Below are 15,211 nucleotides of genomic sequence, written 5' to 3'. Positions count from 1 at the left end.
GGGTCAGATTCCTTGTTCGCTCAGCCACAGGTTCAGGGCTGCCAGTTGCCACAGCTTGGAGCCGCGCAGCGGGGTCAGTTGGCCGTGCGGGTTGCTCAGCAGGCGGTCGAGCATGGCCGGGTTGAACAGCCCGCGGTCCTGGCTGGGGTCGGTCAGCAGCTCGCGGACCCAGCCCAGCGTCGCGCCTTCGAGGTGCTTGAGGCCGGGCACCGGGAAGTAACCTTTCTTGCGGTCGATCACTTCGTGGGGTATGACACGGCGTGCGGCCTGCTTGAGCACTTGCTTGCCGCCATCGGGCAGCTTGAAGCGCGCCGGAATGCGTGCCGACAGCTCAACCAGGCGGTAGTCGAGGAACGGCGTGCGCGCTTCCAGGCCCCAGGCCATGGTCATGTTGTCGACGCGTTTGACCGGGTCGTCGACCAGCATCACCGTGCTGTCCAGGCGCAGCGCCTTGTCCACCGCATCGGCTGCGCCGGGGCGGGCGAAGTGTTCGCGGACGAAATCGCCGGCCGCATCGGTTTCCAGCAGCCACGGGGCCTGCACGGTGTCGCGGTATTCGGCGTGGCTGCGGTCGAAGAACGCATCGCGATAGGCGCCGAAGGCATCCTCGGCGCCGTCGACCTGCGGGTACCAGTGGTAGCCGGCGAACAGTTCGTCGGCACCCTGGCCGCTCTGTACGCCCTTGCAGTGCTTGGCGACTTCCCGCGACAGCAGGTAGAAGGCAATGCAGTCATGGCTGACCATCGGCTCGCTCATGGCGCGGAACGCGGCCGGCAGCTGGTCGATGATCTCGTGTTCGGCGATGCGCAACTGGTGGTGGCGGGTGCCGTAGTGCTTGGCGATCAGGTCGGAGTACTGGAACTCGTCGCCGCGCTCGCCGCCGGCATCTTCGAAACCGATGGAGAAGGTCGACAGGTCGTCCACGCCGACCTCACGCAGCAGGCCGACCAACAGGCTGGAGTCGACACCGCCGGACAGCAGCACGCCGACATCCACGGCCGCGCGTTGGCGAATGGCCACGGCATCGCGGGTGGCGTCGAGCACGCGGGTGGTCCAGCCTTCCAGGTCGAGCTCGCGCTCGTCGGGGTTGGGGCCGTAGTGCAGTTGCCACCAGGTCTGGCGCTCGACTTCGCCGTGGCGGTCGATGCGCATCCAGGTGCCGGGTTCGAGCTTCTGCACGTTGGCCAGCAAGGTGCGCGGCGCCGGCACCACGGCGTGGAAGTTGAGGTAGTGGTTGAGCGCCACCGGGTCGAGCATCGGGTCGATGTCGCCACCTTTGAGCAGCGCCGGCAGGGTCGAGGCAAAGCGCAGGCGCTCGCCATTGCGCGACAGGTACAGCGGCTTGACGCCGAGGCGGTCGCGGGCCAGGAACAGGCGCTGGTTGTCGCGCTCCCAGATGGCCAGGGCGAACATGCCGTTGAGCTTGGGCAGCAAGGCCGCGCCCCAGGCGTGGTAGCCCTTGAGCAGCACCTCGGTGTCGCCATCGGACCAGAAGGTGTAGCCCAGGTCCTGCAACTCCTGGCGCAGTTCGGGGAAGTTGTAGATGGCACCGTTGAACGCCAGCGACAGGCCCAGGGTGTTGTCGACCATGGGCTGCGCCGAGCCGTCGGACAGGTCCATGATTTTCAGCCGGCGGTGGCCGAGGGCGATCGGGCCCAGGCTATGGAAGCCCCAGGCGTCGGGGCCACGGGGCGCCAGGTGATGGGTCATGCGCTCTACCGCGGCGAGGTCCGCCGGGCGAGGGGCTTGGTCGAGGGGGGTGAAACGCAACTCTCCTGCTAATCCGCACATAGGTCCTTACCGGTTTTTCCGTTGGGGAATCAGTGCCCCGGATTAGGGCACCTGTAAGGAACTGACCTGAGCGATTTGTGAGAGTTTTAGATCAATCTGTTATATAGCCAAGCATGTAGCCAGTGGGAGCGGCTTTAGCCGCGAAAGCGGTCGGCGCGGTGGATGGCACCGGTCATGCCGGTGTTCGCGGCTGAAGCCGCTCCTACTTACCGCGTATCAATTTGCGCAATCCGAATCGATTCGGATGACACGCCTCAGCCACCGCCCTAGGCAACGGCAGCGGCTCGCCACTGGCCCAAGCCGCAATCAACTCGCCCGAAAGCGGTGCCGTGATCAACCCCCGCGACCCATGCCCACTGTTCACATACAGCCCGTCGAGCCAAGGGCAACGCACCTCAGGCACCTGCCGCGCGTCCTTGCTCAAGACGGCATAGGCGTCGGCAAACGCAGCAGGGTCGGCGAGCGGCCCGACAATCGGTAAATAATCCGGGCTGGTGCACCGAAACGCCGCACGCCCCTGCAGTTGTTCAGGGTCGAGTGCCGCACTGCCAAGGCGCTGGGCCAGGTCCGGGGAGATTTCATCCAGCAGCGCCAGATTGCCCTGATGCTCGGCCACGGTCGGGGCCAGGTCATCGCTATGGAAGTCGAAGCTGGCGCCCAAGGTGTGTTCCTCACCCCGTGGCGGCGCCACGTAGCCTTCGGCACAGACCACGGTTTTCAGTGCCCGACTACCCTCGGTCAGCGGCAGACGGGTGATTTGCCCGCGGATGCGCTTGAGCGGCAGCTGCGAGCAGGCGTCGAAACGCTTCACTTCGCCAGCCCCGGCCAGCACCACCAGCGGCGCACTGGCTAGCAGCCGCTCGCCATCCCAGGCCTGCCACAGACCCTCGACCTTGCGCAGTTCGACAACTTCGTGGTGAGCCAGCAGGCGAATGTTCGGATGATTCAGTTGCGCCTGGCAAAGCGCCGGTGGATGCACCCAGCCACCTTCCGGATAGAACAGCCCGCCCGCAAGCAGCGAGACGCCGGCAATGACTTCGGCTTCCTCACGTGGCAAGACGCGCAGCAAACCGCCGTCGAACGCCTCGGCAAGTTTGCCCTGGCGCTCAGCCTCCTTGCTGTCGAAAGCAAGCTGCAGCACCCCACAGGCATTCCAGTCCTGTCCGCGCTGCAACTGCTCAAGTTGACGGCGGGTATAGCCGAAGCCGGACAGGATCATCTGCGACAATGCGGTGCCATGCGCGGAAAGCTTGAGGTACAGCACGCCCTGGGGATTGCCGGACGCTTCGCGGGCCGGGGCGTCGTGACGCTCCAGTACCGTTACTTGCCAGCCACGCGCGGCCAGGCTGGCGGCACTGGCGCTGCCGGCGAGCCCTGCGCCGATCACCAGCGCCTGGCGCGGGCCGTCAATGGCGCCTGGTCGGGCATACCACGGCGGAGCCATCGCGGGGGCGGGCGGGCCGCTGTAGACGCCGCTCATCACTTCCCATTTCTTGCCCAGGCCCGGCACCTTTTTCATGGCGAAACCGGCCTCGACCAAGCTGCGCCGCACCCAGCCGGTGGTGGTGAAGGTACCCAGCGCGGTCCCTGGGCGCGACAACCGGGCCAGTTGCGCGAACAGCTCGGGGGTCCACATGTCGGGGTTTTTCGCCGGGGCGAATCCGTCGAGGAACCACACGTCGATGCTGGCGTCGAGCTGCGGCAGCTGTTCGAGCACATCACCGATCAGCAAGGTCAGGGTGACCCGGCCATGGTCGAAGGTGAACTGTTGAAAGCCGGGATGCACCGCCACGTACTGCGCCAGGAATGGCTCGCTGTAAGCCGCCAGCTCCGGCCACAGGCGCACCGCACGTGCCATGTCGGCGTGGCCGAGCGGATACTTTTCAACGCTGACGAAATGCAGGCGGGCGTCGCTCGGTGCTTTTTCGGCAAACAGCTGCCAGGCGCAGAAAAAGTTCATGCCGGTGCCGAAGCCGGTTTCGCCGATCACCAGGTAGGCGTGCGGCGCCAGTTCGGCGAAGCGTTGCGCCAGCCCGGTCTGTTCAAGGAACACGTAACGGGTTTCGTCGGTGCCTTCGTTCTTCGAAAAATAGACGTCGTCGTATTGCCGCGAATGGGGGCGGCCCTGGTCGTCCCAGTCGATCTGGGCATGCTGGAGGAGGGTGGACATGGTTGGCTCGGTTGCAGCGGATGAGCGATTTTATGTCATCTGCAGGTTTTGCGCAGGGCTACAGGCCTGTTACAAATCCGCTAGTCTTGCTTATCCATTGAAGGAGCCCATGCATGTTCGAATCCGCCGAAATCGGCCACAGCATCGACAAGGAAACCTACGAGGCAGAAGAGCCCGCCCTGCGCGAGGCCCTGCTCGAAGCCCAGTACGAGCTCAAGCAACAGGCTCGATTCCCGGTGATCGTGCTGATCAACGGCATCGAGGGCGCCGGCAAAGGCGAGACGGTCAAGCTGCTCAACGAGTGGATGGACCCGCGCATGATCGACGTGCTCACCTTCGACCAGCAGACCGACGAAGAACTGGCCCGGCCACCGGCCTGGCGCTACTGGCGGGCGCTGCCGCCGAAGGGACGGATGGGCGTGTTTTTCGGCAACTGGTACAGCCAGATGCTCCAGGGCAGGGTGCACGGGGTGTTCAAGGACGCTGTGCTCGACCAGGCGATTGCCGGTGCCGAACGTCTGGAACAGATGCTCTGCGACGAAGGCGCGCTGATCATCAAGTTCTGGTTTCACCTGTCCAAGAAACAGATGAAGGCGCGGCTCAAGTCGCTCAAGGACGACCCGCTGCACAGCTGGAAGATCAGCCCGCTGGACTGGCAGCAGTCGGAAACCTACGACCGCTTCGTGCGCTTTGGCGAGCGCGTGTTGCGCCGCACCAGCCGCGACTATGCGCCGTGGCACATCATCGAAGGCGCCGACCCGCACTACCGCAGCCTGGCCGTGGGCCGCATCCTCCTGGAAAGCCTGCAGGCCGCGCTGGCCGTCAATCCGAAGGAAAAGCACCACGGCAATATTGCACCACTGGGCCGCAGCATCGACCAGCGCAGCCTGCTCGGCGCGCTGGACATGACCCTGCGCCTGGACAAGCAAGATTACCAGGAGCAACTGGTGACCGAGCAGGCCCGCCTGGCCGGGCTGCTGCGCCACAAGCACATGCGCCGGCATGCTCTGGTGGCGGCCTTCGAGGGCAATGATGCCGCCGGCAAGGGCGGCGCCATCCGCCGCGTCGCCGCCGCGCTCGACCCCCGGCAATACCGCATCGTACCGATCGCCGCGCCCACCGAAGAGGAGAGGGCGCAACCGTACCTGTGGCGCTTCTGGCGGCACATTCCGGCACGCGGCAAGTTCACCATTTTCGACCGTTCCTGGTACGGCCGGGTGCTGGTGGAGCGCATCGAGGGGTTCTGCACGCCCGCCGACTGGATGCGCGCCTATGGCGAAATCAATGATTTCGAAGAGCAATTGGTCAATGCTGGCGTCGTGGTGGTCAAGTTCTGGTTGGCGATTGACCAGCAGACCCAGCTGGAGCGGTTCGAGGAGCGTGAGCAGATCCCGTTCAAACGCTACAAGATTACCGAAGACGACTGGCGCAATCGCGACAAGTGGGACCTGTATGTCGATGCGGTGGGCGACATGGTCGACCGTACCAGCACCGAAATCGCGCCTTGGACACTGGTCGAGGCCAACGACAAGCGGTGGGCGCGGGTGAAGGTATTGCGCACTATCAACGAGGCCTTGGAGGCGGCGTTCGCCAAGGACAAGAAGTAGTCGATGCCCAGAAGGAATGACCTGATGAATTCTTTTCCTTCGGCGCCAGGCAGCAAGCCCTTAGAATCCAGGCACCCCCGCCACGGGCTCGATCGAGGACTTTATGCACATCACTTCCGGCCGCTGGGGCTATGGCCTGTTCCTGGCGTTGTTGACCGCACTGCTCTGGGGCATCCTGCCGATCAAGCTCAAACAGGTGCTGCAGGTGGTCGACCCGCTGACAGTCACCTGGTTTCGCCTGCTGGTGTCCGGTGGTTTGCTGTTTGCCTGGCTGGCGAGCCAGCGGCGCTTGCCATCGTTCAAAAAGCTGGGGGGCAAGGGCAAAGGCCTGGTGGCCGTGGCCGTGTGCGGGCTGATGGGCAACTATGTGCTCTACCTCGTCGGACTCAACCTGCTTAGCCCGGGTACCGCGCAACTGGTAGTGCAGGTTGGCCCGGTGTTGCTGCTGGTGGCCAGCGTGTTCGTATTCAAGGAGCGCTTCAGCCTGGGCCAGGGCCTTGGATTGGTGATTCTGCTCGCAGGCTTCGGCCTGTTCTTCAACCAGCGTCTTGAAGAGCTTCTGACTTCGTTGAGCGCCTACACCACGGGTGTACTGACCATCCTCCTGGCCACCAGCATCTGGGTGTTCTATGCCCTGAGCCAAAAACAGCTGCTGACGGTGTGGCATTCGCAGCAGGTGATGATGGTGATCTACCTGTGCTGCGCGGCGTTGCTGACGCCCTGGGTGCATCCGCTGGAAGCGCTGCAGTTGACACCCTTGCAAGGCTGGCTGCTGCTGGCCTGCTGCCTGAATACGCTGGTGGCCTATGGGGCGTTTGCCGAGGCACTGGCGCATTGGGAGGCGTCACGGGTGAGCGCCACGCTGGCGCTGACGCCGTTGGTGACCTTTGTCGCGGTGGCGATTGCGGCGTGGGTGTGGCCGGATTATGTGCAGGCTGAGGATATCAATGCCCTAGGGTATGTCGGCGCGGTGACGGTGGTGCTTGGGTCGACCGTGGTGGCGTTGGGGCCGTCGCTGGTGGCTGGGTGGCGGGCGCGGTTGGCTCGGGCTAATTGATTGATTGTGCCGGCCTCATCGCGGCTGAAGCCGCTCCTACGGGCATTGTGGGGTACCTGTAGGAGCGGCTTCAGCCGCGAAGAGGCCGGCACTGACAACCTATCAATCAGCCCTTGCCGCCAGGCGCCAGCATGTTCTCCGGCCTGACCCATTCATCGAACTGTTCGTTAGTCAGGTACTTCAACTCCAACGCCGCCTCGCGCAGTGTCTTACCCTCGCCGTAAGCCTTCTTGGCAATCTCCGCCGCCTTGTCATAGCCGATATGCGGGTTCAGCGCCGTCACCAGCATCAACCCTCGCTCCAGGTGCGCCGCCATCTGCTCGGCATCCGGTTCGATCCCCGCCACGCAATGCTGCTGGAAGTTACGGCAGCCATCGGCCAGCAGTTCGATCGACTGCAGCAGGTTGTGGATGATCACCGGCTTGAACACGTTCAACTGCAGGTGCCCCTGGCTTGCGGCAAAGCCGATCGCCGCGTCGTTGCCCAGCACCTGGCAGGCCAGCATCGACAGTGCCTCGCACTGGGTCGGGTTGACCTTGCCCGGCATGATCGAGCTGCCCGGTTCGTTGGCCGGCAGGCGCACCTCGGCCAGCCCCGCGCGAGGGCCGGAGCCGAGCAGGCGCAGGTCGTTGGCGATTTTCATCAAGGCCACCGCCAAGGTCTTGAGCGCGCCGGCCAGGCTGGTCAAAGGCTCGTGGCCGGCGAGGGCGGCGAACTTGTTCGGGGCGGTGACGAAAGGCAGGCCGGAGAGCGCGGCCAGCTCGGCGGCGATGGCTTCGGCGAAGCCGTGCGGGGCATTCAGCCCGGTGCCCACGGCGGTGCCGCCCTGGGCCAATTCGCATACCGCCGGCAAGGTGGCGCGGATGGCGCGTTCGGCGTAGTCGAGCTGGGCGACGAACGCCGACACTTCCTGGCCGAAGGTGATGGGTGTGGCGTCCATCATGTGCGTACGGCCAGTCTTGACCAGCTTGTGGTGGCGCGCCGAAAGCTCGGCCAGCCCCGAGGACAGCTCGGCGATCGCTGGCAGCAAATGCTCGTGCACCGCCTGGGCGGCGGCGATGTGCATGGCGGTGGGAAAGCAGTCGTTGGAGCTCTGCGAGCGGTTGACGTGGTCGTTGGGGTGCACTGGCGCCTTGCCGCCACGGCCCTTGCCGGCCAGTTCGTTGGCCCGCCCGGCAATCACTTCGTTGACGTTCATGTTGCTTTGCGTGCCGCTGCCGGTCTGCCAAACGACGAGCGGGAACTGCGCGTCATGCTCGCCGTCCAGCACTTCGTCGGCGGCCTGTTCGATCAGCCGGGCGATGTCGGCCGGCAGGTCGCCATTGCGGTCGTTGACGCGCGCAGCGGCTTTCTTGATGAGTGCCAGGGCGTGCAGCACCGCGAGCGGCATGCGTTCCTTGCCAATGGCAAAGTTGATCAGCGAGCGCTGGGTCTGCGCGCCCCAGTAGGCGTCCTCAGGAACTTCGACCGGCCCCAGGCTGTCTGTCTCGATACGGCTCATGCTGCTTCACTCCTTTGTCAGTCAGAATCAGCAGTTTAGGCCCTCATGCGAACGTGCGGTTCATTCGCTCGTCGTGCTACTTGAGCGCTGCACCTTCACAGGAGCAGAATGCTCTACTCTGAGGTACCGCCTCCCCCTTTTGAAGGAAATGCAATGACCCGTCTCCGTGTCCTCTGTGCCGCCGTCGCCCTGGCCTGTGCCAGCGGCCAGGTACTCGCTGCCACCGCCAGCCACAACGCTGCCGCCGAGAAATTCCTGACCCTGGCCCACGCCGACAAACTGGGGACCCCGGTGTACATGCAGGTCCAGCAGATGTTCGCCCAGCGCTTTGCCCAGACCAAGGCCCCGGCCGCCAAGCAGAATGTCCTGGAAAGCTACCAGGCCAAAGCCAACGCCGCGCTGGATGGCGCCATCGGCTGGAACAAGCTGAAACCGAAGATGGTCGACCTGTACACCCAGACCTTCACCGAGCAGGAGCTCAAGGACCTGGTCAAGTTCTACGAGTCGCCACTGGGCAAGAAAGTCCTGACCCAGATGCCTAAAGTCACCCAGCAGTCGGCCCAGCTGACCCAGCAGAGCCTTGAGCCTGCGGTGCCGGTGGTCAACAAGCTGCTCGAAGACATGACCAAAGAGCTGGACCCGAATGCCGGCAAGGCTGCCGCGCCTGCGAAGAAGTGAGTAACACCCGATGACCATGCAGCAACGCATCGAGCAGCAGCTGGCCACGCTGGCGCCGCAACATCTTGAAGTGCTCAACGAAAGCCATATGCACAGCCGTGGCCAGGAAACCCACTACAAGGCGGTGATCGTCAGCGAGCTGTTCGCTGGGCTCAACAGCGTCAAGCGTCACCAGAAAGTGTACGCCACCATGGGCGACCTGATGGGCGAAATCCACGCCCTGGCGATCCACACCTACACCGCCGAGGAGTGGGCCCAGGTGGGCGCCGCTCCGGCCTCGCCGGTGTGTGCAGGTGGCGGCAAGCACTGAATCCTTTCCGTCATTCTGGTAGACTGCACCACGCGCCGCTTGTCGGCGCGTTTTTATTTGTCATTCCGGTCCGCCCCTTACGAGGGTGACCACCTGGAGATTCGAATTCATGTCCCAAGCTATCGTCGTGGCGGCGCTGTACAAGTTCGTCACCCTGGAAGACTACGTCGAGCTGCGCGAGCCGCTGCTCAAGGCTATGGCCGACAACGGCGTCAAAGGCACCTTGCTGCTGGCCCATGAAGGCATCAACGGCACTGTCTCGGCTACCCGCGAAGGTATCGACGGCCTGCTCGCCTGGCTGCGCAGCGACCCGCGCCTGGTGGATGTCGACCACAAAGAGTCCTACTGCGACGAGCAGCCGTTCTACCGCACCAAGGTCAAGCTCAAGAAAGAGATCGTCACCCTGGGCGTACCGGGCGTAGACCCCAACCAGGCGGTCGGCACCTATGTCGAGCCCAAGGACTGGAACGCCCTGATCAGCGACCCGGAAGTGCTGCTGATCGACACCCGCAACGACTACGAGGTGGCCATCGGCACCTTCAAGGGCGCCATCGACCCGAAGACCGAAACCTTCCGCGAGTTCCCCGAGTACATCAAGGCCAACTTCGACCCGAGCAAGCACAAGAAAGTCGCCATGTTCTGCACCGGCGGCATCCGCTGTGAAAAAGCCTCCAGCTACATGCTCGGTGAAGGCTTCGATGAGGTCTATCATCTTAAGGGCGGCATCCTGAAATACTTCGAAGAAGTGCCTCAGGAACAAAGCCTGTGGGACGGCGACTGCTTCGTCTTCGACAACCGCGTCACGGTGCGCCATGACCTGAGCGAAGGCGAGTACGACCAGTGCCATGCCTGCCGCCACCCGATCAACGCGCAGGAGCGCGCGTCCGAGCACTATTCGCCAGGTGTGAGCTGCCCGCACTGCTGGGACACCCTGAGCGAGAAGACCCGGCGCAGCGCCATCGACCGGCAGAAGCAGATCGAGCTGGCCAAGGCCCGCAATCTGCCGCACCCGATCGGTTACAACTACAAAGCCGAGGCCTGATGCATGACTGCCCGCCTGCTCTATGTGATGGACCCGATGTGCTCCTGGTGCTGGGGTTTCGCACCGGTGGCCGAGGCCCTGATCGCCCAGGCGCGTGAGGCGGGCGTGGCCACGCGGCTGGTGCCGGGTGGCCTGCGCAGCGGCGGCAGCGCGCTGGATGCCTCGACCCGCAAGTACATCCTCGAGCATTGGCAGGCGGTGGCCGAGGCCACCGGGCAGCCGTTTCGTTTCGATGGGGCGATGCCCGAGGGATTCGTCTACGACACCGAGCCTGCCTGCCGCGCGCTGGTCACTGCGCGCGAGCTGGATGACGAGCGCGTCTGGCCGTTGCTCAAGCTGATCCAGGGTTCGTTCTACGACCAGGGCGTGGACGTCACCACCGCACCGCAGCTGGTCGAGCTGGCCGAGCAGGCCGGCTTTGATCGCGCTGCCTTTGCCGACGCCTTTACCCGTGCCGATACCCGCGCTGCCACGGCCGCCGATTTCAGCTGGGTGCAGGGCCTGGGCATCGCCGGCTTCCCGACCCTGCTGGCCGAGCGCAACGGCCAGCTGGCGCTGCTGACCAATGGCTACCAGCCGCTGGAAAGCCTGCAACCCTTGCTTGGCCGCTGGCTGCAGCAGGCCGCCTGTGCTTGACCTGCCGGGGTCGCCCGACCCTGTGCCAGGGAAGCCTGCCGCTGTGCCTGATCGCCTGAGCTGGGCGGAAATCCGCCGCCTGGCGCTGCACCACAAGAAAAACCTCTGGACCGCCAACCTGATCGCCGTGCTCGCAGCCTGCTGCAGCGTGCCGATCCCCTTGTTGCTGCCGCTGCTGGTCGACGAAGTGCTGCTTGGCCATGGCGATGCGGCGCTCAAGTTCATGAACCATCTGCTGCCCAGCGGCTGGCAGGTCGCGGCCGGTTACATCGGCCTGATGCTGGTGGTCACGCTATGCCTGCGCCTGTTCGCGCTGGGCTTCAACGTGATCCAGGCCAAGCTGTTCGCGGGCCTGGCCAAGGACATCGTCTACCGCCTGCGCATTCGCCTGATCGAGCGGCTCAAGCGCATCTCGCTCAAGGAGTACGAAAACCTCGGCAGCGGCACTGTCACCACGCACCTGGTCACCGACCTGGACACCCTCGACAAGTTCGTCGGCGAGACCCTCAGCCGCTTCCTGGTGGCCATGCTGACCCTGACCGGCACGGCGGCGATCCTGATCTGGATGCACTGGCAGCTGGCCTTGCTGATTCTGCTGTTCAACCCGCTGGTGATCTATTTCACCGTGCAGCTGGGCAAGCGCGTCAAGCACCTCAAGAAACTCGAAAACGACAGCACCTCGCGGTTCACCCAGGCGCTGGCGGAAACCCTCGATGCCATCCAGGAAATCCGCGCCGGCAATCGCCAGGGTTATTTCCTCGGCCGCCTGGGCATGCGTGCTCGTGAAGTGCGCGACTACGCCGTGGATTCGCAGTGGAAAAGCGACGCCAGCGGCCGAGCCAGCGGCCTGTTGTTCCAGTTTGGCATCGACATCTTCCGCGCTGCGGCCATGCTCACGGTGCTGTTCTCCGACCTGTCCATCGGGCAGATGCTGGCAGTGTTCAGCTACCTGTGGTTCATGATTGGCCCGGTGGAGCAGCTGCTCAACCTGCAATACGCCTACTACGCCGCCGGGGGCGCGTTGAGCCGGCTCAACGAGTTGCTGGCGCGTGATGACGAGCCGCAGTACCCGGCCGCCAGCGATCCGTTCGCCGGCCGCGATACGGTGGGCATCGAGGTGCGCGACCTGCGCTTCGCCTACAACGACGAGCCGGTGCTCGACCACCTCGACCTGTCCATCGCGCCCGGCGAGAAGGTCGCCATCGTCGGTGCCAGCGGCGGTGGCAAGAGCACCCTGGTGCAGTTGCTGTTGGGCCTTTACAGCGCTCAGGCCGGTACCATTCGTTTCGGCGGTGCCAGCCTGCAGGAAATCGGCCTGGAGACTTTGCGCGAAAACGTCGCCGTGGTGCTGCAGCACCCCTCGCTGTTCAACGACACGGTGCGCGCCAACCTGACCATGGGCCGTGATTGCACCGACGAGTACTGCTGGCAGGCGCTGCGCATCGCCCAGCTGGACGCCACCATCGCCGCCTTGCCGCAAGGGCTGGACAGCGTGGTTGGCCGCTCCGGCGTGCGCCTGTCCGGCGGCCAGCGCCAGCGCCTGGCGATTGCCCGCATGGTCCTGGCCGAGCCCAAGGTGGTGATCCTCGACGAGGCCACCTCGGCGCTGGACGCTGCCACCGAGTACAACCTGCACAAGGCGTTGGCGCGCTTCCTCAGTGGCCGCACCACGCTGATCATCGCCCACCGTCTTTCTGCCGTTAAGCAGGCCGACCGCGTGCTGGTGTTCGATGGCGGGCATGTGGCCGAGGACGGCGACCATCAGCAGCTGATTGCCGACGGTGGCTTGTACGCCAAGTTGTATGGGCATTTGCAGCAGACCTGACAACGACGCCTAACCTGTCGCAAAATTCCCTCCAGACAGATGGCAAATGGCCTACGCTGTGCTTGTCTGGGTTGATTCGAGCCTTATCTGCTCTGTGACAGGGACTTCATGAAGGGAAATCGCACGCTAGAGGCGCCAAGGTTGCTGGGTATCATCTGGCCCTTCATCGCCGTTGTCATCTTCCAGGTCTTGTTGGGCAGCCTCAGCCTTTATGCGCTGTCGGCCGTTCGCGCCTATGTCGCGGGCGAAAGCCTCTGGTCCAAGGCGCAGAAAGACGCCATCTACTACCTCAACCTGTATGCCGACAGCGGCAACGACAGCGCCTATCAGCGCTATCGTCAGGTGATCAGCGTGCCCCAGGGCGACCATCAACTGCGCGAAATTCTCGACCAGCCCGATCCGGACCTCGAAGCCGCGCGCGAAGCCGTGCTGCAAGGTGGCAACCACCCCAACGATGTCGACCGCATCATCTGGTTCTATCGCAACTTTCGCCAGATCAGCTACATGCAGACGGCGATTGCCTATTGGAACATCGGCGACGATTACCTTGCCCAGCTTGATGTGCTGGCCAACGACATGCGCGAAGGTTTTGCCAAGGGCCAGGCCGGCCCTCGCCAAGTGCGTGAATGGCGGGCGCGGATCGTTGCCATCAACGAGGGCGTGACCCCGGCGGCCAAGGCGTTCAGCGATGCCCTGGGCGAGGGCTCGCGGATGCTGCTGCGGGTGCTGATGATCACCAACCTGCTGACCGCGCTGTTACTCATCGCCTTCGCCTGGCATCGTTCGAGCAGGCTGCTGGCCCAGCGCCAGGCCTTCGCCAGCGCTCTGCAGGAAGAAAAGGAGCGGGCGCAGATTACCCTGCAGGCCATCGGCGACGCGGTGATCACCACCGATGTCGATGGCTGCATCGCCTACATGAACCCGGCCGCCGAGCAGCTTACCCACTGGCAGGCCGGTCAGGCCCAGGGCCTGCCGTTGACGGCGCTGTTCAGCCTGGTGGACGAACAAGCCGAAACCGACAGCGGCACTGTACTCGAACAAGTGCTCAGCGGCAGCCTCAAGGGCGGTGCCGAACATGCGCGGTTGATCCAGCGCCTGGACGGCAGCACGGTGTCGATCAACCTGGTGGGCTCGCCGATCGTCAACGACGGCCAGATGGCCGGCATCGTGCTGGTGCTGCACGACATGACCCAGGAGCGCCAGTACATCGCCAACCTGTCCTGGCAGGCTACCCACGACGCCCTGACCGGCCTGGCCAACCGTCGAGAGTTCGAGTATCGCCTGGAGCAGGCGCTCAATGGCCTGGTGCGCCAGGCGGGGCGGCACGCATTGATGTTCCTCGACCTTGACCAGTTCAAGTTGGTCAACGATACCTGCGGTCACGCCGCTGGCGACGAGCTGTTGCGGCATATTTGCGCCGTTCTGCAATCAGGATTGCGCGAGGGCGACACCTTGGCGCGGTTGGGCGGTGACGAATTCGGCGTACTCCTTGAAAATTGCCCGCCAGACCAGGCCGAGCGCATTGCCGAGAGCCTGCGCCAAGCGGTGCAGAGCCTCCACTTCGTGTGGAAGGGCAGGCCGTTCGTGACCACCGTCAGTATCGGCCTTGTGAACATGGCGCAAGCGCCTTCCACCTTGGAGGCGTCACTGCGAGCGGCCGACATGGCGTGCTACATGGCCAAGGAGAAAGGCCGCAACCGCGTGCAGGTGTACCACGCCGACGACAGCGAATTGTCGATGCGCTTCGGCGAAATGGCCTGGATCCAACGTCTGCATGTGGCCCTGGAAGAAAACCGCTTCTGCCTGTACGCCCAGGAAATCGCCCCACTCACGGCCATCGATGGCCCAGGCCATATCGAAATCCTGCTGCGCCTGCACGATGAAGGCGGCCGCACCATCCTGCCCGACAGTTTCATTCCCGCCGCCGAGCGCTATGGCCTGATGACTGCCCTGGACCGCTGGGTGGTGCGCAACGTGTTCCAGGTCATTCGCCAATGCCTGGACGAAGAGCGCGAGGGGCCGCTGTCGATGTGCGCGATCAATTTGTCCGGGTCGAGCATCGGTGACGACAAGTTCCTCGACTACCTGCAACGACTGTTCGTCGAATATTCCATCCCGCCACGGCTTATCTGCTTCGAGATCACCGAAACCATCGCCATCGCCAACCTCGGCAGTGCCATCCGCTTCATCAATGAATTGAAAGGGCTGGGCTGCAAGTTCTCGTTGGATGACTTTTGTGCCGGAATGTCGTCATTCGCTTATTTGAAACATTTACCTGTCGACTTCTTGAAGATCGACGGAAGTTTTGTCAAAGATATGCTGGATGATCCGGTCAACCGGGCCATGGTCGAGGTGATCAATCACATCGGCCATGTGATGGGTAAGCGGACCATCGCCGAGTTTGTGGAAACTCCGTTGATCGAGCAGGCCTTGCAGGAGATCGGCGTGGATTACGCCCAGGGCTATCTGATCGAACGACCGCAGGTATTTACCTGTGACAGTCTGCAGCGCCAACGGATTGCTGCACGGCCCCTGTTGCATCGGGCGCCTGGAACCTTTCGCTGAACAAGCGTCGGCAAAATCACAAGGATCAA

Annotated in this window: 11 protein-coding genes; 8 read left to right on the top strand and 3 right to left on the bottom strand. The window is 63.9% G+C overall.

Features of this window, described 5'->3' with window-relative positions; all coding sequences use genetic code 11:
• Positions 1–3: 3 nt before the first annotated feature.
• Positions 4–1,791, bottom strand: a complete 1,788-nt coding sequence (locus ACIQUF_RS16615; protein ID WP_403133273.1) for an N-acetylglutaminylglutamine amidotransferase — start codon at positions 1,789–1,791, stop codon at positions 4–6.
• Positions 1,792–1,993: 202 nt separating this feature from the next.
• Positions 1,994–3,961, bottom strand: a complete 1,968-nt coding sequence (gene mnmC, locus ACIQUF_RS16610; protein ID WP_403133271.1) for a bifunctional tRNA (5-methylaminomethyl-2-thiouridine)(34)-methyltransferase MnmD/FAD-dependent 5-carboxymethylaminomethyl-2-thiouridine(34) oxidoreductase MnmC — start codon at positions 3,959–3,961, stop codon at positions 1,994–1,996.
• A gap of 113 nt (positions 3,962–4,074) precedes the next feature.
• Here mnmC and pap point away from each other — a divergent pair, with 113 nt between their 5' ends.
• Positions 4,075–5,568: a polyphosphate:AMP phosphotransferase gene (gene pap / locus ACIQUF_RS16605; RefSeq protein WP_403133269.1), complete on the top strand. Its 1,494-nt coding sequence runs from the start codon at positions 4,075–4,077 to the stop codon at positions 5,566–5,568.
• A gap of 103 nt (positions 5,569–5,671) precedes the next feature.
• A complete protein-coding gene (locus ACIQUF_RS16600) occupies positions 5,672–6,625 on the top strand; it encodes a DMT family transporter (RefSeq protein WP_403133266.1) in 954 nt (317 codons plus the stop codon).
• Positions 6,626–6,731: 106 nt separating this feature from the next.
• Here the strand turns inward: ACIQUF_RS16600 and ACIQUF_RS16595 are convergent, their stop codons facing one another.
• Entirely contained in the window at positions 6,732–8,126 is a 1,395-nt protein-coding gene (locus ACIQUF_RS16595) for a class II fumarate hydratase (protein WP_403133264.1), read from the bottom strand.
• Positions 8,127–8,279: 153 nt separating this feature from the next.
• Here ACIQUF_RS16595 and ACIQUF_RS16590 point away from each other — a divergent pair, with 153 nt between their 5' ends.
• The 6 genes from ACIQUF_RS16590 to ACIQUF_RS16565 all read left to right on the top strand — a co-directional run bounded on the left by ACIQUF_RS16590 (position 8,280) and on the right by ACIQUF_RS16565 (position 15,182).
• Positions 8,280–8,804, top strand: a complete 525-nt coding sequence (locus ACIQUF_RS16590) for a DUF2059 domain-containing protein (protein WP_403133261.1) — start codon at positions 8,280–8,282, stop codon at positions 8,802–8,804.
• A 10-nt stretch (positions 8,805–8,814) separates the two neighbouring features.
• Entirely contained in the window at positions 8,815–9,114 is a 300-nt protein-coding gene (locus ACIQUF_RS16585) for a BolA family protein (RefSeq protein WP_403133258.1), read from the top strand.
• Between the two features lie 109 nt (positions 9,115–9,223).
• On the top strand, positions 9,224–10,156 hold the full coding sequence (locus ACIQUF_RS16580; protein ID WP_403133256.1) for a rhodanese-related sulfurtransferase: 933 nt from the start codon (positions 9,224–9,226) through the stop codon (positions 10,154–10,156).
• Positions 10,157–10,159: 3 nt separating this feature from the next.
• On the top strand, positions 10,160–10,792 hold the full coding sequence (locus ACIQUF_RS16575) for a DsbA family protein (RefSeq protein WP_403133253.1): 633 nt from the start codon (positions 10,160–10,162) through the stop codon (positions 10,790–10,792).
• Complete coding sequence (locus ACIQUF_RS16570; RefSeq protein WP_403133251.1) at positions 10,785–12,617, top strand: ABC transporter ATP-binding protein; 1,833 nt, start codon at positions 10,785–10,787, stop codon at positions 12,615–12,617. Before ACIQUF_RS16575 ends, ACIQUF_RS16570 begins: the two co-directional genes overlap by 8 nt.
• Positions 12,618–12,725: 108 nt before the next feature.
• On the top strand, positions 12,726–15,182 hold the full coding sequence (locus ACIQUF_RS16565; RefSeq protein ID WP_403133249.1) for an EAL domain-containing protein: 2,457 nt from the start codon (positions 12,726–12,728) through the stop codon (positions 15,180–15,182).
• Positions 15,183–15,211 lie beyond the last annotated feature (29 nt).

Source organism: Pseudomonas sp. NPDC090233, from assembly GCF_044772285.1.
Lineage (GTDB): Bacteria > Pseudomonadota > Gammaproteobacteria > Pseudomonadales > Pseudomonadaceae > Aquipseudomonas.
The sequence above is the reverse complement of the archived record's forward strand: the minus strand, read 5'-3'. Positions and strand labels throughout refer to the sequence as shown.

What these genes read in the sequence shown, in the direction of transcription:
- ACIQUF_RS16615 (WP_403133273.1), bottom strand. Translation starts at nt 1,791, where the DNA reads ATGTGCGGATTAGCAGGAGAGTTGCGTTTCACCCCCCTCGACCAAGCC.
- mnmC (WP_403133271.1), bottom strand. Translation starts at nt 3,961, where the DNA reads ATGTCCACCCTCCTCCAGCATGCCCAGATCGACTGGGACGACCAGGGC.
- pap (WP_403133269.1), top strand. Translation starts at nt 4,075, where the DNA reads ATGTTCGAATCCGCCGAAATCGGCCACAGCATCGACAAGGAAACCTAC.
- ACIQUF_RS16600 (WP_403133266.1), top strand. Translation starts at nt 5,672, where the DNA reads ATGCACATCACTTCCGGCCGCTGGGGCTATGGCCTGTTCCTGGCGTTG.
- ACIQUF_RS16595 (WP_403133264.1), bottom strand. Translation starts at nt 8,126, where the DNA reads ATGAGCCGTATCGAGACAGACAGCCTGGGGCCGGTCGAAGTTCCTGAG.
- ACIQUF_RS16590 (WP_403133261.1), top strand. Translation starts at nt 8,280, where the DNA reads ATGACCCGTCTCCGTGTCCTCTGTGCCGCCGTCGCCCTGGCCTGTGCC.
- ACIQUF_RS16585 (WP_403133258.1), top strand. Translation starts at nt 8,815, where the DNA reads ATGACCATGCAGCAACGCATCGAGCAGCAGCTGGCCACGCTGGCGCCG.
- ACIQUF_RS16580 (WP_403133256.1), top strand. Translation starts at nt 9,224, where the DNA reads ATGTCCCAAGCTATCGTCGTGGCGGCGCTGTACAAGTTCGTCACCCTG.
- ACIQUF_RS16575 (WP_403133253.1), top strand. Translation starts at nt 10,160, where the DNA reads ATGACTGCCCGCCTGCTCTATGTGATGGACCCGATGTGCTCCTGGTGC.
- ACIQUF_RS16565 (WP_403133249.1), top strand. Translation starts at nt 12,726, where the DNA reads ATGAAGGGAAATCGCACGCTAGAGGCGCCAAGGTTGCTGGGTATCATC.